Raw genomic sequence first — 23,815 nt, 5'->3', positions numbered from 1 at the left:
TTCCTTGTGGGGTCAGTTGAAGATGTTGCGACCGATGCAGTAGGTCAGCAAATCCTGGTCGCTTTGTACCTCAAGCTTGCGCATGGCGGAAATCTTTTGTGCGCTGATGGTCTTGGAACTGCGGTTCTGGCTGCGGGCGATATCGCTGACGCTCTTGCCGGACACGAACAGCCGCAAAATCTCGAACTCCTTGGGCGACAGGGTGGAGATGCGCTCGTCGATCGCCACATTGGATTCCAGCACCGAATTGGAGAGGGGCTCCAGGCTGCGGTAGGTGCCCTTCTGGGCGATGGCCTTGAGCGCGGTCTGGATTTCCTCGTGCAGCTGGCTCTTCTGGATCACCCCGACCACCCCCAGCTCGTGCAGGCGGGTGAGGATCAGTTGATTGGAAATCATCGTCAGGATCAGGATCTGCAAGTGCGGATAGTTGCGCTTGAGGTACTCCACCAGTTTCAGGCCGTCGCCGTAGGGCGAGTCTCCCGGCATGTTGTAGTCAGTGATGACGATGTCCACCGGCTGGGATTCCAGCTGCTGGATCAGGGCCTTGGAACACACCGCTTCACCGACTATTTCGAAGCGCTCGTCGCGCTCCATCAGCTCGCGCACACCGAGCAAGACAATAGGGTGATCGTCGGCAATGACTACTTTAAGTTTTTCCATGGCTAACACACCCGTGTAATACGCTGATTGGTAAAAAGAGACATGAGGTTGTCGGTACATTAAACCCTGCGGGTCATTATTCAAGGGGCTGCAGGAGTTCGGACAAGCGTTGCATCAGTTGCCTGACCTGGCACTCCAGCACCGGGTTGAAAAGGTTGTCCAGCAGTTGGCATTCCAGCTCGGCGCAGGCCCGGGCCAGGTTGCCGGCCTGCACCGCGCCCATGGCGCCGGCAATACTGTGCAGGCGCTCGGCGGCCGCCTTGCCGGCGCCGCTTTCCAGGGCCGTGGCCAGGCGCAGCAGGTCGTTGTGCATGGTGCTCAGAAACAGCGGCCGCATCTTCTCCGAGACCTGGATACAGTCACTTTCGATAGCGGGCAGGGCGGGCTCCGGCGATTGAGCCTGATTGGCCGACGCGGGGGCGGCAGGCGGCGCCGGGCCAGGGGCCAGGCCGATTTTCACCAGTTGCCCGTAGAGGCTCGCCAGGCTCATGGGCTTGACGATCCAAGTGTTCATTCCCGCGGCCAGACAGCGCTGGCCTTCCTTGCGCAGGGCATTGGCGGTAACGCCGATGATCGGCAACTGCGGCTCGCGTTGGCGCAGCTCGCGGGTCAGTTCGTAGCCATTGATCAAGGGCATGTTGACGTCGGTGACCACCAGGTCGAAGCAGTGTGGCCGCCATTGTTCCAGGGCCTGCTGGCCATTGGCGGCGACACTTACCCGGCAGCCCAGGGCCTCGAGTTGCTCTTTGAGAATGGCCTGGTTGAGCGGGTTGTCCTCGGCCACCAGTACCTGCAGGCGCAACGGCTGCCAGGTGGCGCTCTGCGGCTGCCTGGGCGGCAGGGGCTGGCCCTGGTGTATTAGTACTGCGGCCTGGGCGATGGCGCGAATATCGTGGGCGTCGACCCAGCAGTGGTCGGGCTGTTCGCCGCTGTCACCCTGGACGCCGGAGAGTGCGTTGATACAAGGCCCGGGCCAGGGCGGCTGGTGACCTCGGGGCAGCATATCGATCAACACCCGGCCTGGCGGCTGCTGATCGACGCTGGCCGGTGCGGTGAGTGCCTGCAGCCCCAGGCGATTGAGCCAGTCGCAGGTGCTCTTGCTCAGTTCCGGCATCGCTGCTCGCACATAGACCGGCGGCCCATCGGGCAGTGCCCGGCTGCGCGGCAGTTCGCCCGGCAACTGCTGCAGGCTCAGGCGCAGGGAAAAACTGCTGCCCAGCCCCGGTTCGCTGACCACCTGCAACTGCCCCTGCATCATGTCGCTCAGGCGCTGACAGATCGCCAGCCCGAGCCCGGCGCCGGGCTCGCTGGAAGCATCGCGGACCTGGAAAAACGGCTCGAACAGCTGGGAGTGCAGTGCCGGCGAGATGCCGATGCCGGTATCCGTGACCTGCCATTCGATGCTGGCCTGCTGGTTCTGCAGCTCCAGCACCCGGACCCGCAGCACCACCCGGCCGCTGTCGGTGAACTTGATGGCGTTGCTCAGCAGGTTATTGAGGATCTGCCGCAGGCGCCCGGCGTCGCCCAGCAGCAGGTTCGGCAGGCCCGGGTCGATGCAGGCATAGAGCAGCAGGCCACGGCGTTCGGCCACGGCGGCATGACCGTGCAGGGTGTCTTCGAGCAGGTCCAGGGGGCAGAACTGCTGTGGCTCGATGCTCATCTGCCCGGATTCGATCTTGGCCACGTCGAGCACATCGCTGATCAGTTGAAACAGGGTGCCCGAGGAGCGCTGGATGGTCTGCAGGTACTCGTGTTGTTGTGCTTGCAGACGAGTCAGCCCCAGCAGTTCCAGGGTGCCGAGCATGCCGTACAGCGGTGTGCGGATCTCATGGCTCATGGTGGCCAGGAACAGTGCCTTGGCCTGGCTGGCGGCATTCGCCGAGGATCTGGCCTGCTCCAGTCGCTGGGTGTCGGCCAGGTGCCGGGTGACATCCCTGAAGGCACACAGCAATGCGTCCTGGCCGTGGTAGCAGGTGTCGACCAGCACCACCTGCAATCGCCAGTCGCCGATATCCAGATGCACCTCATTCGGAGCCCGCGGCGCTTGCCGCTGCAGCAGATCCAGCAGTTCAGCGGTGCCCGGCCACTGCCGGGCATGGCGGTTTTCCAGCAGCCGCTCGAAGTCGCCACGGCGCACCACACAGAGCCCGACCGGGGCGGTATCCAGCACCGCCTGGCCGAAGGCCTGGGTTTCCCTCAGGCGGCGCTGCGCCCGTTGCAGCGGCGCCAGCACCCGGGCCCGGTACCAGCGGCTGGCGCCCCAGCCACCGCCGATGGCGGCCAGCGCCAGTGCCAGCAGGCCCATGGCTGGCCACAGGGTGCCGTTGAAATAGCTGCGGTAGCTGCTGTGATAGAGCCCGGTCCAGAGTGCCGGGGTTTGGCTCGTGAGCTTGAGGGTCACGCCTTGCAGGCCGAAATTGAGGCCTTCGTGCAAGGCCCTGGAAGGGCTGGGCAGGCCACTGAGCAGGGCGCCCGAAGGGTCGATCAGGGTGAATTCGGCAGGCTCGGGCTGCTGCGCAGCGGGCGGGCTCAGGCCGAGCGAGGGCAGGTCGAGCAGGGATGCTGCGAGCATGCGCCGGTCGATGCCGTGCAACTGCCAGGGGAGTGTGGCGGCCGGCAGCTGGATATAGGCCAGCAGCCTGGGAGCCATGTCGTCAGCGCTCTGCATCGGATACGGCTGCCAGTGCACCCGAGGCCCCTGGGCGACCTCGCTGCCCTGGGGCAAGGCGTCCAGTAACCGCTCCATCAGGCGCTCATGACGGGCGGTAGTGGGCGTGCCGATATCGAAGCTGCCGAAGCGGTTGAACAGCAGGGTGGCTGGCGCGGCATGGGGCAACCGCGACCAGAAGGCGCTGTAGTCGTTCGCCAGGTGCAGGCCCAGGGCGAAGATCCGCGGCAGTTCGGCCGCCACTGGCTGCGGGTTCAAGTTCAGGTCGAGGACACCGCGCAAGGCCGCCCCCGAGAGTCTCGAGGCGCCAGGTTGGATGCCCGGTAGGGCAGGCGGCTGGGGCACAAACCTGTCGCTGGCCTGATAAGCGGCCAGGCGCTTGAGGAAGAGTTCCTGTTGCTGGATGTTTTCCATCAGCCGGGCGAAATGCTGGCGCTTGCCGTTGTTCTGCTCATCGATCAGGCGCTGGGCGGCCCAGCACAGGGTGGCGAACAGCAGGAGTGCCAGGCCCAGCAGAAGCAGCAGCCCCTTGTTCAACTGGTGCGAGCTTTGATTGAGGTTCTCCAGGACGATGTCGCTGTCGTTCATCACTGATTTTCCTAACACCTATCAGGGCCTTGCCGCCGAGATTCCTCTCTCGGCAACCGGGCCGTCAGCGATGAGTGACCCTTGCGCGAATGGGCAATGCGTTCATCGGCTAATACACGGTCGCCGGTCCGTCTTGGGCCAGCAGTTGCTGAAACTGTCGCGAGGAAACCGCATGGGAAATCAGGAAGCCCTGGACCTGGGTGCAATCGATCTTGCGCAGCAGGGCCAGCTCCTGGGCGCTTTCCACCCCTTCGGCGACCACTGTCAGGCCCAGTTGCCGGCCCAGGCCGATAATGCTGGTCAGGGCCTGGGCCAGTTCCTCGTTGTTGTGGCAGCCCTGGACCAGGCCGCGGTCGATCTTCAGTTCGGTAAAAGGCGCCGACACCAGGTTCATGTAGGAGCTGTAGCCCTTGCCAAAGTCGTCCTGGGACAGGCCGAAGCCCTTGATCCGCAGGCGGCAGGCCCCGGCGTAGAAGTTGCTGATATGTTCCGGGGTCGAGCATTCCATCAGTTCGAAGCAGATCTTGCCGGGCACGCCGTTGCGCTGGACCACGAAGTCGTGCAGGCGGTCGGCCAAGTCGGGGCTATTGAGCAGGTGGGTCGGCAGGTTGATCGACACCGGGATATCGTAGCCACCCTCGCGCCAGCGCTCCTGGGCCAGCAGCGCCTGGCGCAGAATGTGCCAGAGCAACTCCTCTTCCAGGCCGGCTTCGCCAAGCTGGGGCAGGAAGTCGCAAGGCAGCAACATGCCGTGTTGTGGGTGGACCCAGCGCACCAGGGCCTCGGCGGCAACGATACGGCCGTTGCTCAGGGCCTTCTTGGGCTGGAACCAGGCCTGGATTTGCCCGTTGCACAGGGCGGCTTGCAAGGTTTCCCGGTTGCGTTCGATCCACCGCTCGGGGGCGCGTTCGGCCTTGGCCAGGGCCGGCAACTGGGCGGTGAGATCGCGCAGCGCGGCCAGGTTCACCGGCTTGGAGATCAGCCCGATCACCTTCAGGCCCAGGTTGCGCGCCACCAGGCTCGCGCCCATCAGCATGCGTCGCGAAGAGGCACTCATGATCGCCAGGGCCGGGCGGCTGCGCTGGGTCGCCAGCCCCTGGATGAACTGCACGCCATCCATGCCGGGCATCAGCAGGTCCGTCAGCACCAGGTCGAAGTGCTGGCGCTTGAGTCGCTCCAGAGCGTCGCTGCCGTTGCTGGCGACCTCCAGCCGGTAAGGCCCCAGTTCGTTGAACAGGTGTTGCAGGTACATGTACTGAAACGGCTGATCTTCGACGATCAAAATGCTACAGGACTTCATGTGAGGCTCTTTCATAGGGGGCCAGGTAGTTGAACAAGGCCCTGAGGGCAAACGGCTTGACCAGGCAGTGGTTCATCCCGGCGGCAAGACACAGCTCTTCTTCGCCGCGCATCGCATTGGCCGTGGCGCCGATGATCGGCCCCGAACAGCCCTTGCGGCGTAGTTCCCTGGCCAGTTCGTAGCCATTGAGCTTGGGCATGTTGACATCGGTCAGGACTACGTCGAACTGCCCGGTGCTCCAGATCGACAGGGCTTCTTCGCCGTTGGAGGCCAGTTCCACGCTGCAGCCCAGTTCTTCCAGCTGGTCCTTGAGAATCAGCTGGTTGATCACGTTGTCCTCGGCCACCAGCACATGCAGGCTGAGTTTCTTCAACTCGCGGCAGTCGAGGTGCTCCTCGCTCTGGGCCACCCACACGCCCTGGGCCTGGCTGACGGCCTGGTGAATGGCCCGCAGGTTATTGGTGTTGGCCTGCCAGCTGTTGTTGCGCACCCGCGGTTCGTTGTGGCCGTCGCCGCTGGCCAGCACCACGGGGCCTTGCCAGTCAGGCTCTAAACGCTGTTCCAGAGGGCCGGGGTGCAGTTCGATCAGCACATTGCCGCGGTTGCGGTCGGCCTGGCTGGGCAGGTTGAACTGGGCCCGGGCACCCCAGCGGCGCAACCAGCCGGCCACGGACTCGGCCAGCTCGCGCACTGGCGACACCACGTAGATCATCTCCGGCAGCAAGGGGCTGAACGGCGGCCTGGCGGAAACCGCAGAGAAGGCTTCCAGGGGCAGGGTCAGGGTGAAGCTGCTGCCCAGCCCGAGTTCGCTGACCATGCGGATGCTGCCATTCATCAATTGGGTCAGGCGCTGGCAGATCGGCAGGCCGAGACCGGTGCCGGCAATCACGTTGGTGTTGCCCTCGGTCTGGTAGAAGGGCTCGAAGATCAGCGCCTGATCCTCCTGGGCAATGCCGCGCCCGGTGTCGGAAACCTGCCAGAGGATATTGCTCCGCTCGCCGTCACGGCTGTCGACCCGGACCCGCAGCACAATGCGCCCGGAATCGGTGAACTTGACCGCGTTGTTCAGCAGGTTGCTGAGGATCTGGCGGATCCGTGTGACGTCGCCAAGCAGGATCTGCGGCAGGTGCGGGTCGACGCAGGCATAGAATTGCAGGCCCTTGGCCTGGGCGGCCGCGGCGTAGCCCTGGATGATCTCGTGCACCAGGTCCAGGGAGGAGAATTCGCTGAGCTCCAGGGCCAGTTGCCCAGCCTCGATCTTCGACACGTCCAGCACGTCGCAGATCAGTTGCAGCAGGGTGGCCGATGAGCCTTCGATGGCCCGCAGGTAGTCCTGCTGCTGGTTGTCCAGGCGGGTGCGGGCAAGCAGTTCCAGGGTGCCGAGCACCCCATACAGCGGCGTACGGATCTCGTGGCTCATGGTGGCCAGGAACAGGGTCTTGGCTTCGTTGGCGGCGTCGGCCATGCGCTTGGCCTCTTCCAGGGCCGCTTCGATCTGCTTGCGGGCGCTGATATCGCTGAAGGCGCAGAACAGCACATCTTCACCCTTGTAGCGGGTGGGGGCGGAGCTGAGGTAGAGGTGGCGGCCGTCGGCGGTTTCAAAATAGTCCGAGCTGTTGGGGCGGTTGGGGTCGAAGGCCTGTTCGATCCAGCCGGCACACAGCTGATCGCGTTCGTTGCCCTTGCCCAGCCATTGCTGCGACAGGGCATTCTCCAGCACCACCCGCCCATCGCTGCGCCGCAGTACACAGAGCGCCACCGGGGCGATCTGGATCACGTCGCGGCTGAAGGCTTCGCTTTCGACCATGGCCTGGATGCGGTGCAGCGCCGGGGCGATCAGGCGCTGCTCGACCCATTGGCACAGCAGGCCGATCAGGGTCGCGCCCAGCACGCTGGCCAGCAGCGCCAGCAGCAGCTGCGGCCACAGGCTCCGGAGCAGGTTGTGCAGGTCGAAGGCATACACCAGCTGCCAGTCCGAGGTGCCCAGCTGCTTGCGGATCACCAGTTGCTCGGGCCACCAGCGGCCGCCGAGAAAACCGAAGAAACTGTCGCCCTGGACCTGTTGCACGTCATGGCTGAGGCGCGCGCTGGGGGTGCTGCTGAAGATCAGCCCGCCCTGGGAGTTGAACATCATGAAATTGCCGGCGCTCTGGTCGCTGAGGGCGGCGCAGACATTCCTGCCATCCATCTCCAGGCCCAGCCAGCCGGAGTTGGCGAAGCGTTCGTCGAGGCGGGTGAAGATGTATAGGCGCGGGTTTGGTGAGGCAGGGTCCATCAGCCACAGCTCTTCGCCGGCGTCGATCTCATCCGGCTCGACGCTGGCCAGGCGGGCCAGCAGCGCCGCGGACAGCGGTGAGGTTTCGCCCTGGGTGTCGAATAGGCGTTGCACCTGCAGCTGTTGCCCGCCGTGGACATACAGCAAGTTGAGCTTCTTGCTGTGCAGGTAGTCGCGCATCCGCCGGGTCAGCCAGACGCCCCATTGCTGCTCGCCGGGGGCGCCCAGTTGCAGGAGCACTTCCTCGGCCGGGTTGCTGTTTGAGTCAAGGCTGCTGGCCAGGCGCGACTGGTGCACCGCGGAGAGGCTCAGGCTTTCCAGCAGGGCTTCGCGGGTGGTGAAGAAGGCCTGGGCCTCGGCGATGGCGCTGCTCATGTAGCCGCGTCGCTGCGACAGTTCGTGGTTCACGCTCGAGCGCAGGAAGTTGTAGACGGCGCCGAGCATGCCGATCAGCACAATCAGCGCCACGACACGAAGCAGCCGACGGGCTGCTTCTGGACTGGAAAATAGAGGATTGATCTGAGGGAGGTAGCTTTTTAATCTCATGCGCCAACTGTAATTGGGGGCATGCCGAGCAGGGATCAGACAATTCTTAAATGGCCGGTAAACCAGGCTGCATCCGCGCCGATATGTGCTACAGGGCCATGGGTTGTTGCTGACAGTGGCCTCGACGCCTGCTCGGCGCGACGGCTCAGACCATCTCCAGGCGCTGCTTGCGCCGTGGCGGGGTGAACACCCGATCCAGGGTCAGCAGGTCCTCGGGGGGCAGGCGAAGCTGCTCGGCCTGGGCGTTCTGGCGGATATGCGCCGGGCGTACCGCCTTGGGAATCACCAGCACACCCTCCTGGCGCAGCAGCCAGGCCAGGGCCACCTGGGCCGGGGTGACCCCATGCCCATCGGCGATCTGCTGCAGCACCGGCTCGGCCAGCAGGGCGCCGCCCTGACCGATCGGGCAATAGGCCATGACGGGCATCCGGCGCTGCTGGCAAGCCGGCAGCAGGTCGAACTCGATGCCCCGGGACTCCAGGTTGTACAGCACCTGGTTGGTGGCGCAGGCCGGCGCATCGAGTTCGTCCAGGTCCGCCACATCGAAGTTGGAGACGCCCCAGCGGCGTATTTTCCCGGCCTCGCGCAGGCGTTCCAGGGCCTCGACGGTTTCCGCCAGCGGGTACTGGCCGCGCCAGTGCAGCAGGTACAGGTCGATGAAGTCGCTGCCCAGGCGTTTCAGGCTGCGTTCGCAGGCCAGCGGCAGGCCCCGGCGGCTGGCATTGTGCGGGTAGACCTTGCTCACCAGGAACACCTGCTCGCGACGCCCGGCAATGGCCTGGCCGACCACTTCCTCGGCACCACCCTCGCCATACATCTCGGCGGTATCGATCAGGGTCATGCCCAGGTCGATGCCGGTGCGCAGCGCGGCGATTTCCTGGTCCCGCTGCCGGTGATCCTCGCCCATCCGCCAGGTGCCCTGGCCAATGACCGCAACCTGAGTGTCCGCAAGCTCGAGCGTACGCATGGCTATCTCCTGGTATCCGTGAGGGGATGGATTTGCAGGGCACAGGGAAACAAAGCCCTGATCGACGGTCAAGGCCGCGGGGTACGCAATATTCCATAAAGTAATAAAATACTAATTATTTATTCCTTTGAAGGCTTTGGCCAAAGGTGCATGTTTAGCACCAGCCGCTCAGTCCTTGAGCCCGGCACCAGCAGAGGATTTGCCCCCATGACCATTCAAGCCATCAACGTACGCAATCAGTTCAAGGGTGTGATCAAGGCGATCCACGAAGGCCAGGTGGTCTCGGAAATTGATGTGCAGACCGCCTCGGGCATCGTCACCTCGGTGATCACCACGCGCTCGGTACGCGACCTGGAACTCAAGATCGGCAGCGAAGTGATCGCCTTCGTCAAATCCACCGAAGTGTCCATCGCCAAGCTCTGAGCCACGTGCCTCGGACGTCGTCGACTCACTGGGGGCAACGTGCCGCACTCGCGGATCTATCTGGGGCGCGGGTTACCCTTCGTGGTGCTGCTGATCGACGGGCAGTTGTTGCCAGCATTCCACCAGCCAGTCGCTCAGGGCACTGACACGCTCCGCAACGAAGCGACTGTTCAAGCGCAGCAGATTCACCGGCAGCGAGGGCAGTTGCCATTGCGGCAACAGCCGCAGCAGTTGCCCCCGTTGCAGCGATTCGCCCAGCAGCCAGTCCGGCCCGGCGTGCAGCCCGGCCCCCGCCAGCAAGGCAGCCTGTATGGCGCCGACGTTGTTGAGATAGAAGCTGCCCTTGAGCTCGACCTTGTGTACCTGGCCCTGGTGGCTCAGCGACAGTTGGCTGGGGCTGCGCTCGGTCATCCAGGCGTAGATCAGTGCCCGGTGGCTCGACAGGTCTGCGGGGTGCCGGGGGGTACCGTGGCGCCGCAAGTAGTCGGGGCTGGCATACAAGCCGTGGGACAGTTCCCCCAGGGGCCGGGCCACCAGGGATGAGTCCGGCAGGTGGCCGATGCGCAACGCCAGGTCGATGCCCTCGGTCATCAGGTCCAGGCAGCGGTCGGACAGCACCAGGTCGAGGATCAGTTGCGGGTGGCGCTGCTGGAAGGCCGCGAGCCAGGCGGTGACATGGCGTTCCCCCAGGGCCACCGGAGCACTGACCCGCAAGCGTCCGGACAATGCCGTATGACGTTGATCGAGGCTGGCCAGCAGCGCGTCCATTTCCTCGATCAGCGGCCGCAGTTGCTCATAGGCCCGGGCCCCGGCGGGGGTCAGGCTGACTTTGCGGGTGCTGCGATTGAGCAACTGGGTATTGAGCCGCTGCTCCAGGGCACTGAGCTGGCGGCTGACGGAGGAGGGTTCCAGTTGCAGGTCTTCAGCCGCCAGGGTCAGGCTGCCGCGATCCACCACACGGAAGAATACTCGCCAGATGGCGTTGTCTTGATTTTTGCGCATGGCGCAATTTGCTTTTGATCTTGGCGCCATGTCAATGCACGAAGTGCAGCAATAGCATCGGCCTCCCTGGTTGCCTGGAGTGCCTCTTATGCCCGCGTGTCCCACCGTCACAACCTCTGCCGAGCGTTACTGGGTGCTGTTCGCCGTGTGCGCGGCGGGCCTGATCCTGCCGTTGGAGTACACCGGCCCGGCCATGGCGCTGCCGGCCATCGAGCGCGCCCTGGGAGGCAGCCCGATTGCCCTGGCCTGGGTGATCAACGCCTTCGCCTTGAGCTTTGGCAGTGCGGTGATGCTGGCCGGCACCCTGGCCGACCGCTACGGGCGCAAACGCATCTTTACCCTGGGCATGGCCAGTTTCACCCTGTTCTCGCTGCTGATCGGCTTCTCGCCCAATGTGCTGGTGCTGGACCTGCTGCGCGGCCTGCAAGGCATCGCTGCGGCCCTGGCCATGTCCGCCGGTGCGGCAGCCCTGGCCCAGGAGTTCCAGGGCAGAGAGCGAACCAAGGCCTTCAGCTTGCTGGGCAGCGCCTTTGGGCTGGGCCTGGCCATGGGCCCGGTCATCGCCGGAGCCCTGGTGCAGGGGTTGGGCTGGCGGGCGATCTTTCTCCTGGGGGCGCTAATCGGCATCGCGGTGCTGATCCTGGGTGTGCCGCGCATGAAGGAAAGCCGCGACCCAGGGGCACAGGCCCTGGACAAGCTCGGCAGCCTGACATTCAGCACGTTCCTGGTGTTTCTCACCTTCGCCATCATGCAGATTCCCCAGCACGGCCTGGACAGCCTGGAAGTCGGGGGCCTGCTGGTCGGCGCAGTGCTGTGCTTGTGGGCCTTTATCCGGGTGGAGCGAGGTCAGCCACGGCCGATGCTGGATCTGCGCCTGTTCGGCAATGGGCGTTTTGTCGGCGTGCAAATGTTGCCGGTGGCCACCGCCACCAGTTTTATCGTGCTGTTGATCATCCTGCCCCTGCGCCTGATCGGTGCCGAGGGCCTGAGCGAATGGCAGGCCGGAGCAATGCTGATCGCGCTGTCGGCGCCTATGGCCATCGTGCCTTTCACTGCGGCCTTGCTGACCCGCTGGGTCAGCGCCGCGACTTTGGCCTGCCTGGGCCTGGTGGTGGCGGCACTGGGCCTGCTCTGGCTCAGCCAGGTGCCGGTGGGGCAGGCCGGCATGTCCATGGTCTGGCCGTTGCTGGTGATCGGCATGGGCACCGGCCTGCCCTGGGGGCTGATGGACGATCTGGCGATCGGCCTGGTGCCGGTGGCGCGCGCCGGCATGGCCACGGGCATCTTCACCACCATGCGTGCCTGTGGTGAAGCCATCTGCGTGGCGGCGGGGCTGGCGTTGCTCAAGGCATTGTTGTGGCGCGAACTGGCCAATGCCGACGCGCCGGGCCCGCACCTGGATAGCGCGGCCAATGCACTGGCTATGGGCGATATGGCCAAGCTCCAGCCGTTGTCCCGGGCGTTGCTGCCGATGCCGCTGGAGACGCTCTACAGCAACGCTTTTGCCAGCCTGTTGCAGGTGTTGGCGGGCGTCACCTTGCTGGCCGCCGCATGCAGCGCCCTGGCACTGCGCCGGCCAGGCCCGAAAGGTTGCCAGGCGAGCCATTGAACGCTGCTTTCAACGCCCCTCATGCTGTTTGCGATAGGCGCCGGGTTGCAGGCCCACGGCCTTGGTGAAGGCTCGGGTGAAGGCGGCGATGGACTGATAGCCCACGGCCGTCGCCGCTTGCTCGACGTTCTGGTTGGCCTTGAGCAACTGGCAGGCGTGGCGCATGCGCAGGGCCAGCAGCACCTGCCCCGGGGATTGCCCGGCCAGCTCATTGAAACGCTTGAAGAACGCCGAGCGCGAGAGCCCGGTCAGGGCCGCCATGGCCTCCAGGGGCCAGGGTTCGCCGGGGCGCTGGATCAAGGCTTCGAGCAGGGGCGCGAACCCCGGGTGGCGGGCCAGGGCCACCAGGCCGCCAAGGTCCTGGTTGGCGCTGACCTGCTGGCGCAGCACATAGAGAAACAGCAGGTGACTGAGGCGTTCGAGCAGGCTCGAGGATGGCGCAGGCGTGCGCTGGCACTCCTCGAGAATCAGCTGGAACAGTGCCCGGGCGGCGCTGAGCGACGGGTCGCCGGCCCGCAGCACCAGCCAGCCCGGCAGGCTGTCGATGATCAGCGACGACAGCCCCGGCTTGAAATGAAAGAACCCGCAGACCAGGCCCACGCCATCCTGGGCGCTGGCATCCAGGGCCGTCATGCGGATGCGCGGCAGTTGCTGCGCCGCTTCGCACTGCTGGGCGCTGGACAGTCGATAGCCCAGGTCGCGCAGCACAAACACTGCATCCCCGGCATCCAGGCGCAGGGCCTCGGGCTGGCCATCGATATGCAGCCAGCAATGACCTTGCACGATCAGGTGGAAACTGGCCCGGGCCAGGCCCTGGGTGCTGGCGTGCCAGCCACCGCAGTAGCGTCCGACATGAAACAGGCTGGCATCCAGTTCCAGGCCTTCTAATAACCAATCCACCAGGGGGCTCGACGAAATCATCTAAGGGAAACACTCAGGAGCAAGTAATAGCGACTTTAGAATATGGATCGAAATTCTTATAACCAACAGACTTGACGCTCATCTACACAACAGGAGTCCACTCCATGTCCCGCGTCACTCTACACAGCTTGCACAGCGCTCCAGAAGCGGCACGTCCATTTCTTGAAAACGCCCAGAAGAACTCCGGCTTCATCCCCAATCTGCTAGGCATCCTGGCCAACGCCCCGGCGGCCCTGGAAACCTATGTCACGGTGTCGGCGCTGAACGCCAAGGCCGAGCTGAGCCTGGCCGAGCGTGAAGTGGTGCAGTTGGTTGCCGCCACCACCCATGGCTGCGATTTCTGTGTCGCAGGTCATACCGCGGTGGCCCTGAACAAGGCCAAACTGGCCGACCCGGTGGTCAGCGCCCTGCGCGAGCAGAGCACCTTGCCCGAGGCCCGGCTGGAAGCCCTGGCGGCTTTCGCCCGGGAAGTGATCGCCACCCGGGGCAAGGTCAGCGACGCCGGCTATGAGCAATTCAAGGCCGCAGGATACAGCGAAGGCAATGCCCTGGAAGTGATCCTGGGCATCAGCCTGGCCACCCTGTGCAACTTTGCCAATGTGTTTGCCGGCACCGAACTCAACCCCGAGCTGGCCAAGTATCGCTGGTCCGTGCAAGGTCAATGATTCAGGGCGCCGGCTACCCGGCGGCGCCCCCATCAAGGAGAACATTTCATGCTCAGTGCGCAATTGAGTGAATGGCTGGATGCCCAGGCCCAGGCCCTCGACCAGGGCCAATGCGACCCGCAGCAGGTGCTCGGGCAACTGGCGGCGGCCGGTGTGCTGCGTGTCGGTATCGACCCGGCCCAGGGCGGCAGCGGCGGCGACCTGGCTGACGCCCTGGAGGTCATGGCCGCGGTGGCCAGCCATTCCCTGGCGGCGGCCTTTGTCTGCTGGGGCCAGCGGGCCTTTATCGAATACCTGCTGCACAGCCCCAATACGGCCCTGCGCGAGCGCCTGCTGCCGAGCCTGCTCAGTGGTGAACTGGCCGGGGCCACCGGGCTTTCCAACGCGATGAAATTCCTCTCCGGGATCGAGGCTCTGCAAGTGCGGGCCCGTGACCAGGCCCCGGGCTGGAACCTCAACGGTCGCCTGCACTGGGTCACCAACCTGCGCAAGAGTGGCTTTGTGGTGGCCGCGGCGATCGAGCACGAGGAGGGCGGTACGCCCTTTGTCCTGGCGCTGGCCGATACCTTGCCGGGGCTGCAACGCTCCGAAGACCTGCAACTGATGGGCCTGCAATCGAGCAACACCGCAGCCATCGACCTGCATCAGGTGCAGGTTTCCCCCGACTGGCTGCTGCACGAAGACGCCCGGGTATTCTTGCCGGCGGTGCGGCCGGCCTTTCTCGGCCTGCAATGCGCCCTGGCCATCGGCCTGGCGCGCCGGGCCCTGGCTGAGGTGGAGCCGCATGTGCAGGGTGCCCGTTCGATTCTCCTGGAACCCTGGCAGGAACAACGCCAGCAGTTGGAACAGTCGGTTGCCGAACTCAAGAGCGGCCTGCTCGATGGGCGTTTCCTGACTCAACCCGGGGCGCTGTTCCGGGTGCGCATCGCCCTCGCCGAAGCCACCGCCAACGCCGTGCAACTGGAGTTGCAGGCCAGCGGCGGCAAGGCCTACCTGTGCGAGCACGGCAGTGGTTTCGCCCGGCGCTGGCGCGAGTCGGCCTTTGTGCCCATCGTCACCCCGAGCCTGGTGCAACTGCGCGCCGAGCTGCAACGCCAGGCGCGGAGCGCCGCATGAGCGAGTTGTTGAACGCACGCAATATCAGCCTCGGCTACCCCGGGGCCACGGGCTGGCACCCGGTATTGCAAGACTTCGAACTGCACTTGCAGCCCGGCGAAGTGGTGTCGATCCTCGGCCCCAGCGGGGTGGGCAAATCCAGCCTGCTGCGGGTCCTGGCGGGCTTGCAGCAGCCCCATGCCGGGCAGGTGAGCCTGCTTGGCGAAGTGCTCAGCGGCCCGCACCCGCGGGTTGCCGTGGCCTTTCAGGACCCCAGCCTGCTGCCCTGGCTGAACCTGGAACAGAACGTCGCCTTCGGCCTGGACTTCGCTCGCCAGCCGCACCTCGGCGCCCAGCAGCGCCAGGCGCGCATCGACCAGGCCATCGCTGCGGTGGGCCTTGGGCACGCGCGTCGGCAGTACCCGGCGCAGTTGTCCGGCGGCATGGCCCAGCGCACCGCGCTGGCTCGCTGCCTGGCCCGCCAGCCCCAGGTGCTGCTGCTGGACGAACCCTTCGGCGCCCTGGACGAGGTGACCCGGGCCGATATGCAGCAATTGCTGCTCAAGGTCATAGGCCAGCACCGCACCGCGGCGCTGCTGATCACCCACGACATCGACGAAGCCCTGCTGCTGTCCGACCGGGTGCTGCTACTGGGTAACAGCCCGGCGCGCACCCTTGGCCAGTGGCACATCGACCTGCCGGCGCCACGTGCCGAACGGATCGAGGAACTGGGCGCGCTGCGTGTCGAGATGCTCAAGACCCTTCGGCGGGCGAGCCGCAACCCCCTTCATTCCCCTTTGCCTGCACCGTCGGAGATTGACCATGTGCCTGGACGACTTCACTCACAGCCGTCGTGACTTCCTCAAACTCAGTGCGCTGCTGACCGCGGGCGGCGCCTTGCCGCTGCTCAACAGCCTGCACGCCCGCGCCGCCCAGGAACCGGACGCGCCGGTGCGTATCGGCTACCTGCCGATCACCGATGCCACGCCCTTGCTGGTGGCCCACAACAACGGCCTGTTCGAAGCCCAGGGCATCAAGGCCGAGCGCCCGGTGCTGCTGCGCAGTTGGGCGCAGGTGATCGAGGCGTTCATTTCCGGCCAGGTGAATGTGATTCACCTGCTGTCGCCGATGACCGTCTGGGCCCGCTATGGCAGCCGCGTGCCGGCCAAGGTGGTGGCCTGGAACCATGTCGGCGGCTCCGGCCTGACCGTGGCCCCGGGCATCACCGAGGTTCGCCAGTTGGCCGGGCAGTCGGTGGCGATTCCGTTCTGGTACTCGATCCATAACGTGGTGGTGCAGCAGCTGTTTCGCGACAACGGCCTGGTGCCGGTGAGCAAGGCTGCCGGCAGCGCCCTGGGCACCAACGAAGTCAACCTGGTGGTGCTGCCGCCCTCGGACATGCCGCCGGCCCTGGCCAGCAAGCGGATTGCCGGCTACATAGTCGCCGAGCCTTTCAACGCCCTGGCCGAGGAACTCAAGGTCGGCCGGGTGCAGCGCTTTACCGGGGATGTGTGGCGCAACCACGCCTGCTGCGTGGTGTTCATGCACGAGCACGACCTGAACAACCGGCCCGAGTGGTCGCAGAAAGTGGTCAACGCCATCGTCCAGGCCCAGCTCTGGACCCGCGAGCACCGCGCCGAGGCCGCGCAACTGCTGTCCAAGGACGGCGCCAACCGCTACACCCCCCATGCGCCTCAGGTACTGAACCGAGTGCTGGCTCCGGCGGCCGACCAGCGCCAGGCCTACCTCGCCAGCGGGGCGATCCAGCACCCGCACTGGGATGAACAGCGCATCGACTTCCAGCCCTATCCGTTCCCCAGCTACACCGAGGAACTGGTCAAGCGCCTCAAGGACACCCTGATCGAAGGCGACAAGGGCTTTCTTGCCGCACTCGACCCGGTGCACACCGCCCAGGACCTGGTGGACGAGCGCTTCGTGCGCAACGCCATCGCGGCGGTGGGCGGGCTCAAGGCTTTCGGCCTGGCGGACAGCTTCGAGCGCAGCGAGGAGTTCGGTCTCTGATGGGCAAGCCTGTTTCTGCTGTGAGCCACTGGGGGCTGGGCCTGGCCGGGCTGTTGAGCTTGCTGGGGTGCTGGTGGCTGGGGGTGCATCTGCTGGGCAGTGAAGACGGCCTGGCGGCGCGCTTCTCGCCCCAGGCGACCTTTGCCAGCCTGTGGGAGCTGCTGGGGCGCGGTGAACTCTATGAGCATGTCTGGGTTAGCCTCCGGCGCATTCTCGTGGGCCTGCTCCTGGCGCTGCTGATCGGCGTGCCCCTGGGGCTGCTGGTGGGCAGCTACCGGCACCTGGAGTCGGCCACCACCCCGGCGTTCCAGTTCTTGCGGATGATCTCGCCGCTGTCATGGATGCCGGTGGTGGTGATGTTGATGGGGGTAGGGGACCAGCCGATCTATTTCCTCCTGGCCTTTGCCGCGCTGTGGCCGATTCTGCTCAACACCGCGGCCGGGGTACGCCAGCTCGACCCGCGCTGGCTGCAACTGAGCCGCAGCCTCAGCGCCACCCGCAGGGAAACCCTGTGCAAGGTGATACTGCCGGGGGTGCTGGGGCACGTGTTGACCGGGGTGCGGCTGGCCATCGGCATTCTGTGGATAGTGCTGGTGCCCTGCGAAATGCTCGGGGTCAGTGCCGGGCTGGGCTATTTCATCCTCGATACCCGGGATCGCCTGGCCTATTCGGAGCTGATGGCCATGGTGCTGCTGATCGGGGTCCTGGGCTTCGCCCTCGATGCCTGCGCCCGCGCCCTGCATCGGCGTTGGTCCCACGGCTGAACGCGATACAACCCCGCCGCTCCTACGATAGCCCGACCTAGCTCGCCGCCTCTCGTAGGAGCCGGCTTGCCGGCGAAAGGGCCCGCGAGTCTTGCATCGCCTTTGCGGACGCCTTCGCGGGCAAGCCCGCTCCTACGTAAACGCGCCGCGTCGAGGTTCCTACCTGGGGGAGGCGTTGGCGACCGCCTGGGCCTGTTGCAACAGGCTGACCCACTCCTTGGCGAAGCGATGGCAGTCCCCTGGCCAGCGGGCCGTCAGCAGGTTGCGGTCGCGCACCACGAAGCCGCGCTCGGGGTGGGCGGCCGAGTCCCGGCGGGGCAGCCAGGGGCCGGAATGGAAGTCTGCCGGGCTGGCCAGCACCTGCTTGATCTCGGCTTCGACGCTGCAGTCGTAGGTGCGGTAGTAGCGTCCCAGCCAGGGCGCGGTGACCAGCCAGGCCGCCAGTTCCATGGGGCCGGCCAGCAACGCGGTGACCTTGCGCCCGTAGAGCACCGAGCGCCCGCTCTCGGGGTCGAGGCAGCGAGCCAGGGCCAGGGGGCCATGGCACACCGCGGCCATGGGTTTGTCGGCCTTGAAGAACGCCAGGATGATCCGTCGCACCTCGGCAGACTCCAGCAGGCTACGCATGCCCCGGGCATGGCCGCCGGGAACCAGCAGGCCCTCGAAGGCTTGCGGGTCGACCTCGGCGTAGTTCAGCGGCTGCTGAAAGGCCGGGTCGCGGGTCATGGCGTGGTAGCACTCAAGGTCGGCGGCCGGGGTCATCAGCAACGGGTTGAGCGGACCGAAGCCCAGGCTCACCAGGCGCGCATCGGCGTAGGCCGGCATGCCCTGGGGCGTGGCGAACTGCGCGCTGAAACCGGCATCACGGGCCGCCTGCCAGGGTAGGCTGCTTTCGCTGGGGTCGTAGTCGGCATGGGGCAGCAGGATCAGGATCATGGCGCGCGCTCACAGGGCAAGGTGCGCAGCAGATTAGCAGCCTGCCGGGCAACCGCTAGCCTCAGGCTTCTGGCGACAGACGGTAGTCGAACTGGTAATGGTGCTGTCCGGCCTCGATGCGAATCTGCATCTCGCCGCGCAGGCCTTGCAGTTCGCCATCGGCGGAATCGGGCACCACTTCGATCCGCAGCCCTGACTGGCCACGGTCCATGGTGCCGTAGTGCATCAAGGCAAAGCTGCCGCGGCGGCCGCCCAAGGTGCCCTCGAAACGCTCCAGGGCCACGTAGCCGGCGGAACCGGGCACCGTGCCCATGCAACTGAGCATTTCCCCGAGGCTCTGGCCTTGCAGTTCGCCCGCGAATTGCTTGTGGATCGCCTTGCGTCCCAGTTGCGCCGCTTCGGTGCCCGGGGCAACGGGGTGGGAAGGCAGTTCCACAGTGAAAAGTCCTTTGACCTGCATGCTGCTCTCCGACATTTGCTGGGTGATAGGAATGCTGGATGTCCGAGCGCTGCGACCCGGCCCAGGACGAAGATGAAAGCACAAGACCGATGCCCCGGGTAAGCAAATGTGCATTCAACTGGCGCCGGGCCGGCGCCAGCTGAATGCGCGCTACTACTCGCTGGTCGCGGCGGCGCGGGTGCGTTCGATATCCCGCACCAGCTGGTCGATGCGCCGCAGTTGCTCGCGGTTGTCGTGATCCCAGGGGTGGAAGCCCGGCTTGAAGAATTGCAGCCAGGGCAGGGCGATGCGCGGGAACACCCCCTTGGGCCCGTAGAGGTACTTGATCACCTGCCACAGGCCGCGCCAGTGACCGCCGCGGCGGCGATCGGCGATCAGCATGCGCACATGGAAATCGAACACCACCAGCCAGAAGGTCAGGGTGGTGAAGAGCATGCTCCCGGTGCGGATCAGGTAGCGCTTGGGCCCGGGCTTGAGCACCCGGTTCCACACGTCGAAGGACACCGCCTTGTGCTCGGTTTCCTCCAGGGCATGCCACAGCCACATCTGCCGGTAGCCTTCGACCGAGCTGCCGAAGCGGCTGGGGTCGCGCAGCAACAGGTCGGCGAGGATCGCCGTGTAATGCTCCAGGGCCACGGTGATGGCCAGGTTGAACGAGGGGGCGAAGTGTTTTTTCTGGAAGTCGAGGATCATCCGCAGCCGCCGGTCCAGCAGCTTGGCCGGCAGCCCGGCGTTCTCCATCAGCTCGTTGTAGCGCAGGTGTTCGCGGCTGTGCATGGCCTCCTGGCCGATAAAACCCTGGATCTGGCGCTTGAGCTCGGGGTCGTGAATCTGCTCGCGGTAATGGCGCACGCTGTCCATGAAGAACAGCTCGCCGGAAGGAAACAGCAGGGACAGGGCGTTGAAGAAATGACTGACGTGGCTGCCTTGTTCGTGCCAGTCGCAGATGCGCTCGGCAGGCAGTTCGACTTGGATGTCGCGGCGGATGGGCAGCATGGCTGACGCTCCTCTAGACATGAAATGGAGGCGGCCTCAGAGGCCGCGTTCGTCCTGGGGCTCGTAGACCGGCGCGCGGGCCTTGCCCGGCTTGGGTGCCATGCGCCGAGTGATCCACACCACCAGGCCCTGGTAGGCACTGGGCAGCAGCCGCGCCAGCAGGTCGAGAAAGTGCGCATCGCGGCCAATCAGCACCCGCCGCTTGTTCTTGCGCACCGCCTGCAGAATCACCTTGGCCGCGGTTTGCGCCGAGGTGATGAACAGCTTCTCGAAGTCGTCCCGGGCTTGCTGTTCGTTGTCGATCAGGAAGCCCTTGACGTTGTCGCAGATACGGCTGGTGCGGGCGATTTCAGTGCGAATCCCGCCGGGGTGCACGCAGGTGGCGGAGACGCCGTTGCCTTGCAGGTCGAGTTCCTGGCGCAGGGCTTCGGTGAAGCCGCGCACGGCGAACTTGGTGGCGTTGTAGCCGCTCATGCCCGGTTGCGAGAACAGCCCGAAGACGCTGGAAGTGTTGATGATATGGCCTTCGCCAGTCTGCTTGAGGTAGGGCAGGAAGGCCTGGGTGCCATGCACCACGCCCCAGAAGTTGACGTCCACTATCCATTCAAGATCAGCCAGGCTGGAGCCTTCCACGGTGCTCGACAGGGCCACCCCGGCATTGTTGAAGATCAGGTTGATCTGTCCGTGTTCGGCGGCGCTGGCCGCGGCCCAGGCGAACATCGCCTGGCGATCGCCCACGTCCAGTTCCTGGCTGCTGATACGCAGCGGCAGCAGGGTCGCGGCCCGAGCCTGGGCGACGGTTTCGGCCAGGCCCTGGGGGTTCTTGTCGGCCAGGGCCAGGTGGCAGCCTTCGCGGGCCAGGGCGATGGCCAGGGCACGGCCCATGCCGGATGCGGCGCCGGTGATGGCAGCGACTTTACCGTTAAAGTTTTTCATCGAGGGCGGCCTCTACAAGGTTCAGTGGGCGCGCTGTGGCCGGGGTGGCGACAGGCCCGGGATGGGGCAGGTGGGTGCTCTGGTAGTCCTTGAGTTCGAAGTGCTGCAGGGCCTTGCCGAAGCTGCGCGCAGAGCCGGGCCACAGGGTGGTGTTCTGCCCGCTGCGCGGGTCCAGGTACCAGCTGCGGCAACCGCCGGTAGACCAGATGGCCCTGCCCAGGCGTTGCTGCAGGCGCAGGTTGTACTGGCGCTCGACGTCGGCGCGCACCTCGATGCTGGCGATGCCCGCCTGGCGCATGCGTTCCAGGGCCTTGAGGATGTAGGCCACTTGGGCCTCGATCATCAGGATCATCGAATTGTGCCCCAGGCCGGTGTTGGGGCCGATGATCATGAACAGGTTGGGGAAGCCCGGCAGGCAGGTGCCCAGGTAGGCGTGGGCACCCTGGGACCAGCAGTCCATCAGGTCCTGGCCGCCACGGCCGAACAGCAGGCCACGGGGCAGTGGGTCGGTGGCCTGGAAGCCGGTGCCGAAGATGATGCAGTCGACGCTGTGGCGCTGGCCGTCGGATGTGACCACGGCATCGCCGTCAATGCGCTGGATGGCCTCGCTGATCACCCCGACATTGCCCCGAGACAGCGCCGGGTAGTAGTCGTTGGAAATCAGGATGCGCTTGCAGCCGATGGTGTAGTCGGGGGTCAGGCGCTGGCGCAACTGCCGGTCCGCCACCTGCTTGCGCAAATGGCGCAGGGCCACGCGCTGCACCACCTTCATCAGCGCGGGCCGGCGGGCGAAGGCGATCACCCGGCTTTCCAGGGCCCAGTACAGGGCCGAGCGCATCAGTCGCTGGGTGAACGGCAGGTGCTTGAAGGCCCAGCGCTCCGCGGCGCTGAGCGGGCGGTCGGGCTTGGGCATGATCCACGGCGGGGTGCGCTGGAAGAGTTTCAGTTGGGCCACTCGCGGGGCGATCTTGGGCACGAACTGGATCGCACTGGCGCCGGTGCCGATCACCGCCACGCGCTTGCCTTGCAGGTTGTAGCGATGGTTCCAGTGCTGGGAATGGAAGCGCTGGCCGGTAAAGGACTCCAGCCCGGGAATATCCGGGATTGCCGGGCGCGACAGGCCGCCCATGCCGGACACCAGCACCCGCGCCCTGACTTGGCGACCGTTGCTGAACCGCAGTTGCCAGCACTCGCGGGCTTCATCGAACTGCGCCTGTTCAAGGCCCATGTTGAACCGCAGGAAGGGCTGCAGGGCGAAATCCCGGGCGCAGTTTTCCAGGTAGTCGCGAATTTCCGGCTGTGGCGCGAACTGCCGGGTCCAGTTCGGGTTGGGGGCGAAGGAGAAGGAGTAGACGTGGGATTGCACATCGCAGGCGCAGCCGGGGTAGTGGTTGTCGCGCCAGGTGCCCCCCAGGGAGGGAGCCTGTTCGGCGACGAAGAAATCCGTGATTCCGGCTTGCTTGAGCTTGATCGCCATGCACAGCCCGGCAAAGCCGGCGCCGATGATGGCAATGTCGACGACTTCGGGGTCGTCGGGTGGCGAGTACGCATTCATGGTGTGTACCTCGATTGTGGTGACGCTGGGCTGACTTTCGTCGGTGGGTGAAATCTCAGGATTGCACAATTTAAAATAATGTTTTAAAAATTAATTTAAATAAATCACCTGGAAATGTCACCTGCGTCGTCCACCTGTGGATCTTGCGGGCTCATCTGCGCTCTGGATGAGGCGCCACCGGCGGCAGCAGACCAAGGCGACGGCGACGGCCACGGCCACGGATCATCCCGATCCCGAAGCCGGGCGCAGGGAGCGTGGGGGGCGGGTTATGCAGTGGCTGGTAGCGGCGGCGGTATTCCTGGGGGTCAGCCTGGTGCTCTGGTTGATCAGTGTGCGCATCAATCGGCAGATCGAGCGGCAGGTGCCGATCAATGGCCGCTTCCTCGAAGTGGCGGGCGAACGCCTGCATTACACCGATGAAGGGCGTGGGCCGGTGCTGCTGATGATCCACGGCTTGTCTGGCTGCGCCCGCAACCTGACCCATTCCCTGGCTCCGCAATTGAAGGAGCGGTTTCGGGTGATCAGCCTCGATCGCCCCGGCTCCGGCTACTCCACCCGGGCCCGGGGCGCGGCCGCCGACCTGCCGGCCCAGGCCGCCCTGGTGGCGAAGTTCATTCGCACCCTGGACCTGGGCCAGCCGCTGGTGCTGGGGCATTCCCTGGGGGGCGCGGTTGCACTGTCCCTGGCCCTGGACCATCCGCAGTCGGTGTCCGGGCTGGTGCTGGTGGCGCCCCTGACTCACCCGCAACGCATGCTGCCCCTGGTGTTCCTGTCCTTGGGAGTGCGGCCGGGCCTGCTGCGGCGCTGGATGTCCCTGACCCTGGCGGCGCCCATGGCCATGCTCGGCCGGCGCGGCTTGGTCAAGGCGGTGTTCGCCCCGGACCCGGTGCCCGAGGATTTCGCCGAACGCGGCGGCGGCCTGCTGGGCATGCGCTCGAACAACTTCTACAACGCTTCCAGCGAGATTGCCGTGGTCAATCGCGCCTTGCCCGAGATGGTCAAGCATTACCCCAGCCTGAAGTTGCCGGTGGGGCTGATCTATGGCTCGGCAGACCCGGTACTCAGTTATCGCCGCCACGGCCAGGCCATGCTCGGCAAGGTGCCGGGGCTGATGCTGGAGATAGTGCCCGGGCGTGGGCACATGCTGCCCATCAGCGCAGTCGAGCGGGTGGTGGCCATGGTCCAGCAGGTGGCCGAGCAGGCCGCGCCACAACGCAGCGCGGTGGTGCTGCGCCCGCCGTTCGCGGCTTCAAGAGCAAGCTAGAGGGGCAAGCGAAGGCGGTTCTGACCGTCGTCGAGGCGACTCTGGCAGCAGTGGTAAAGGCTTTACAGGCGACATTCGAAACAGGCCGAAAAAATAGTTGACGAGCTAACGAACCCGAGCTATTTTTTTAAAAAAATGTTTTGAATGTTTTTTTTGAAAGTGC

General features: G+C 65.4%; 20 protein-coding genes. 8 read left to right on the top strand and 12 right to left on the bottom strand.

The window, feature by feature from the left end:
- Positions 1–12: 12 nt before the first annotated feature.
- From J4P02_RS01865 to J4P02_RS01845, 5 genes are all read right to left on the bottom strand, one after another.
- Positions 13–660: a response regulator gene (locus tag J4P02_RS01865; protein ID WP_426187194.1), complete on the bottom strand. Its 648-nt coding sequence runs from the start codon at positions 658–660 to the stop codon at positions 13–15.
- 76 nt (positions 661–736) lie between these two features.
- The gene (locus tag J4P02_RS01860; RefSeq protein ID WP_426187192.1) at positions 737–3,916 is read right to left on the bottom strand and encodes a response regulator; all 3,180 of its coding nucleotides are present in this window, start codon (positions 3,914–3,916) and stop codon (positions 737–739) included.
- A gap of 109 nt (positions 3,917–4,025) precedes the next feature.
- The gene (locus tag J4P02_RS01855; protein WP_426187190.1) at positions 4,026–5,216 is read right to left on the bottom strand and encodes an EAL domain-containing response regulator; all 1,191 of its coding nucleotides are present in this window, start codon (positions 5,214–5,216) and stop codon (positions 4,026–4,028) included.
- Entirely contained in the window at positions 5,203–8,037 is a 2,835-nt protein-coding gene (locus J4P02_RS01850) for an ATP-binding protein (protein ID WP_426187188.1), read from the bottom strand. The genes J4P02_RS01855 and J4P02_RS01850 overlap by 14 nt, the downstream gene beginning before the upstream one ends.
- 145 nt (positions 8,038–8,182) lie before the next feature.
- Positions 8,183–9,004 carry an aldo/keto reductase gene (locus tag J4P02_RS01845; protein WP_426187186.1) on the bottom strand — a complete coding sequence of 274 codons (822 nt, stop codon included), beginning with the start codon at positions 9,002–9,004 and terminating at the stop codon, positions 8,183–8,185.
- A gap of 207 nt (positions 9,005–9,211) precedes the next feature.
- On the opposite strand from J4P02_RS01845, the gene J4P02_RS01840 reads away from it, so the two are divergent.
- On the top strand, positions 9,212–9,427 hold the full coding sequence (locus J4P02_RS01840; protein WP_426187184.1) for a TOBE domain-containing protein: 216 nt from the start codon (positions 9,212–9,214) through the stop codon (positions 9,425–9,427).
- Positions 9,428–9,499: 72 nt separating this feature from the next.
- Here J4P02_RS01840 and J4P02_RS01835 read toward each other — a convergent pair whose 3' ends face one another.
- The gene (locus J4P02_RS01835; RefSeq protein WP_426187182.1) at positions 9,500–10,429 is read right to left on the bottom strand and encodes a LysR family transcriptional regulator; all 930 of its coding nucleotides are present in this window, start codon (positions 10,427–10,429) and stop codon (positions 9,500–9,502) included.
- Positions 10,430–10,517: 88 nt separating this feature from the next.
- On the opposite strand from J4P02_RS01835, the gene J4P02_RS01830 reads away from it, so the two are divergent.
- Positions 10,518–12,038: an MFS transporter gene (locus J4P02_RS01830; protein WP_426187180.1), complete on the top strand. Its 1,521-nt coding sequence runs from the start codon at positions 10,518–10,520 to the stop codon at positions 12,036–12,038.
- A 9-nt stretch (positions 12,039–12,047) separates the two neighbouring features.
- Here J4P02_RS01830 and J4P02_RS01825 read toward each other — a convergent pair whose 3' ends face one another.
- Positions 12,048–12,959 (bottom strand): cupin domain-containing protein, encoded by a 912-nt coding sequence (locus J4P02_RS01825; protein ID WP_426187178.1) that lies wholly within the window; start codon positions 12,957–12,959, stop codon positions 12,048–12,050.
- Positions 12,960–13,063: 104 nt separating this feature from the next.
- Here J4P02_RS01825 and J4P02_RS01820 point away from each other — a divergent pair, with 104 nt between their 5' ends.
- The 5 genes from J4P02_RS01820 to J4P02_RS01800 are packed head-to-tail and all read left to right on the top strand — an operon-like array spanning position 13,064 to position 17,505.
- Positions 13,064–13,624, top strand: coding sequence for a carboxymuconolactone decarboxylase family protein (locus J4P02_RS01820; protein WP_426187176.1), 561 nt, complete (start codon positions 13,064–13,066; stop codon positions 13,622–13,624).
- Between the two features lie 48 nt (positions 13,625–13,672).
- Positions 13,673–14,740, top strand: a complete 1,068-nt coding sequence (locus tag J4P02_RS01815; RefSeq protein ID WP_426187174.1) for an acyl-CoA dehydrogenase family protein — start codon at positions 13,673–13,675, stop codon at positions 14,738–14,740.
- Positions 14,737–15,576 carry an ABC transporter ATP-binding protein gene (locus tag J4P02_RS01810; RefSeq protein WP_426187172.1) on the top strand — a complete coding sequence of 280 codons (840 nt, stop codon included), beginning with the start codon at positions 14,737–14,739 and terminating at the stop codon, positions 15,574–15,576. Before J4P02_RS01815 ends, J4P02_RS01810 begins: the two co-directional genes overlap by 4 nt.
- The gene (locus J4P02_RS01805; RefSeq protein WP_426187170.1) at positions 15,542–16,741 is read left to right on the top strand and encodes an ABC transporter substrate-binding protein; all 1,200 of its coding nucleotides are present in this window, start codon (positions 15,542–15,544) and stop codon (positions 16,739–16,741) included. The genes J4P02_RS01810 and J4P02_RS01805 overlap by 35 nt, the downstream gene beginning before the upstream one ends.
- Positions 16,741–17,505, top strand: a complete 765-nt coding sequence (locus tag J4P02_RS01800; RefSeq protein ID WP_426187168.1) for an ABC transporter permease — start codon at positions 16,741–16,743, stop codon at positions 17,503–17,505. The genes J4P02_RS01805 and J4P02_RS01800 overlap by 1 nt, the downstream gene beginning before the upstream one ends.
- A 159-nt stretch (positions 17,506–17,664) precedes the next feature.
- On the opposite strand, the gene J4P02_RS01795 is transcribed toward J4P02_RS01800, so the two are convergent.
- From J4P02_RS01795 to J4P02_RS01775, 5 genes are all read right to left on the bottom strand, one after another.
- Positions 17,665–18,441: a type 1 glutamine amidotransferase domain-containing protein gene (locus tag J4P02_RS01795; protein ID WP_426187166.1), complete on the bottom strand. Its 777-nt coding sequence runs from the start codon at positions 18,439–18,441 to the stop codon at positions 17,665–17,667.
- Positions 18,442–18,502: 61 nt separating this feature from the next.
- Complete coding sequence (locus J4P02_RS01790) at positions 18,503–18,901, bottom strand: DUF3224 domain-containing protein (protein WP_426187164.1); 399 nt, start codon at positions 18,899–18,901, stop codon at positions 18,503–18,505.
- A gap of 153 nt (positions 18,902–19,054) precedes the next feature.
- Entirely contained in the window at positions 19,055–19,897 is an 843-nt protein-coding gene (locus J4P02_RS01785; RefSeq protein WP_426187162.1) for a metal-dependent hydrolase, read from the bottom strand.
- 36 nt (positions 19,898–19,933) lie between these two features.
- Positions 19,934–20,833 (bottom strand): SDR family NAD(P)-dependent oxidoreductase, encoded by a 900-nt coding sequence (locus J4P02_RS01780; RefSeq protein WP_426187160.1) that lies wholly within the window; start codon positions 20,831–20,833, stop codon positions 19,934–19,936.
- A complete protein-coding gene (locus J4P02_RS01775) occupies positions 20,820–22,388 on the bottom strand; it encodes a flavin-containing monooxygenase (RefSeq protein ID WP_426187158.1) in 1,569 nt (522 codons plus the stop codon). Before J4P02_RS01775 ends, J4P02_RS01780 begins: the two co-directional genes overlap by 14 nt.
- 268 nt (positions 22,389–22,656) lie before the next feature.
- On the opposite strand from J4P02_RS01775, the gene J4P02_RS01770 reads away from it, so the two are divergent.
- The gene (locus J4P02_RS01770; protein ID WP_426187156.1) at positions 22,657–23,652 is read left to right on the top strand and encodes an alpha/beta fold hydrolase; all 996 of its coding nucleotides are present in this window, start codon (positions 22,657–22,659) and stop codon (positions 23,650–23,652) included.
- Positions 23,653–23,815 lie beyond the last annotated feature (163 nt).

The sequence above is a fragment of the Pseudomonas sp. NFXW11 genome, from assembly GCF_049887815.1.
Lineage (GTDB): Bacteria > Pseudomonadota > Gammaproteobacteria > Pseudomonadales > Pseudomonadaceae > Aquipseudomonas.
This window is presented reverse-complemented; position numbering and strand designations above follow the sequence as displayed.

Excerpts from the sequence above, each read along its gene's own strand:
- J4P02_RS01780 (WP_426187160.1), bottom strand. The coding sequence starts at position 20,833 with ATGAAAAACTTTAACGGTAAAGTCGCTGCCATCACCGGCGCCGCATCC.
- J4P02_RS01865 (WP_426187194.1), bottom strand. The coding sequence starts at position 660 with ATGGAAAAACTTAAAGTAGTCATTGCCGACGATCACCCTATTGTCTTG.
- J4P02_RS01830 (WP_426187180.1), top strand. The coding sequence starts at position 10,518 with ATGCCCGCGTGTCCCACCGTCACAACCTCTGCCGAGCGTTACTGGGTG.
- J4P02_RS01785 (WP_426187162.1), bottom strand. The coding sequence starts at position 19,897 with ATGCTGCCCATCCGCCGCGACATCCAAGTCGAACTGCCTGCCGAGCGC.
- J4P02_RS01810 (WP_426187172.1), top strand. The coding sequence starts at position 14,737 with ATGAGCGAGTTGTTGAACGCACGCAATATCAGCCTCGGCTACCCCGGG.
- J4P02_RS01770 (WP_426187156.1), top strand. The coding sequence starts at position 22,657 with ATGCAGTGGCTGGTAGCGGCGGCGGTATTCCTGGGGGTCAGCCTGGTG.
- J4P02_RS01855 (WP_426187190.1), bottom strand. The coding sequence starts at position 5,216 with ATGAAGTCCTGTAGCATTTTGATCGTCGAAGATCAGCCGTTTCAGTAC.
- J4P02_RS01820 (WP_426187176.1), top strand. The coding sequence starts at position 13,064 with ATGTCCCGCGTCACTCTACACAGCTTGCACAGCGCTCCAGAAGCGGCA.
- J4P02_RS01850 (WP_426187188.1), bottom strand. The coding sequence starts at position 8,037 with ATGAGATTAAAAAGCTACCTCCCTCAGATCAATCCTCTATTTTCCAGT.
- J4P02_RS01840 (WP_426187184.1), top strand. The coding sequence starts at position 9,212 with ATGACCATTCAAGCCATCAACGTACGCAATCAGTTCAAGGGTGTGATC.
- J4P02_RS01815 (WP_426187174.1), top strand. The coding sequence starts at position 13,673 with ATGCTCAGTGCGCAATTGAGTGAATGGCTGGATGCCCAGGCCCAGGCC.
- J4P02_RS01825 (WP_426187178.1), bottom strand. The coding sequence starts at position 12,959 with ATGATTTCGTCGAGCCCCCTGGTGGATTGGTTATTAGAAGGCCTGGAA.
- J4P02_RS01805 (WP_426187170.1), top strand. The coding sequence starts at position 15,542 with ATGTGCCTGGACGACTTCACTCACAGCCGTCGTGACTTCCTCAAACTC.
- J4P02_RS01845 (WP_426187186.1), bottom strand. The coding sequence starts at position 9,004 with ATGCGTACGCTCGAGCTTGCGGACACTCAGGTTGCGGTCATTGGCCAG.
- J4P02_RS01775 (WP_426187158.1), bottom strand. The coding sequence starts at position 22,388 with ATGAATGCGTACTCGCCACCCGACGACCCCGAAGTCGTCGACATTGCC.
- J4P02_RS01860 (WP_426187192.1), bottom strand. The coding sequence starts at position 3,916 with ATGAACGACAGCGACATCGTCCTGGAGAACCTCAATCAAAGCTCGCAC.
- J4P02_RS01790 (WP_426187164.1), bottom strand. The coding sequence starts at position 18,901 with ATGCAGGTCAAAGGACTTTTCACTGTGGAACTGCCTTCCCACCCCGTT.
- J4P02_RS01835 (WP_426187182.1), bottom strand. The coding sequence starts at position 10,429 with ATGCGCAAAAATCAAGACAACGCCATCTGGCGAGTATTCTTCCGTGTG.
- J4P02_RS01800 (WP_426187168.1), top strand. The coding sequence starts at position 16,741 with ATGGGCAAGCCTGTTTCTGCTGTGAGCCACTGGGGGCTGGGCCTGGCC.
- J4P02_RS01795 (WP_426187166.1), bottom strand. The coding sequence starts at position 18,441 with ATGATCCTGATCCTGCTGCCCCATGCCGACTACGACCCCAGCGAAAGC.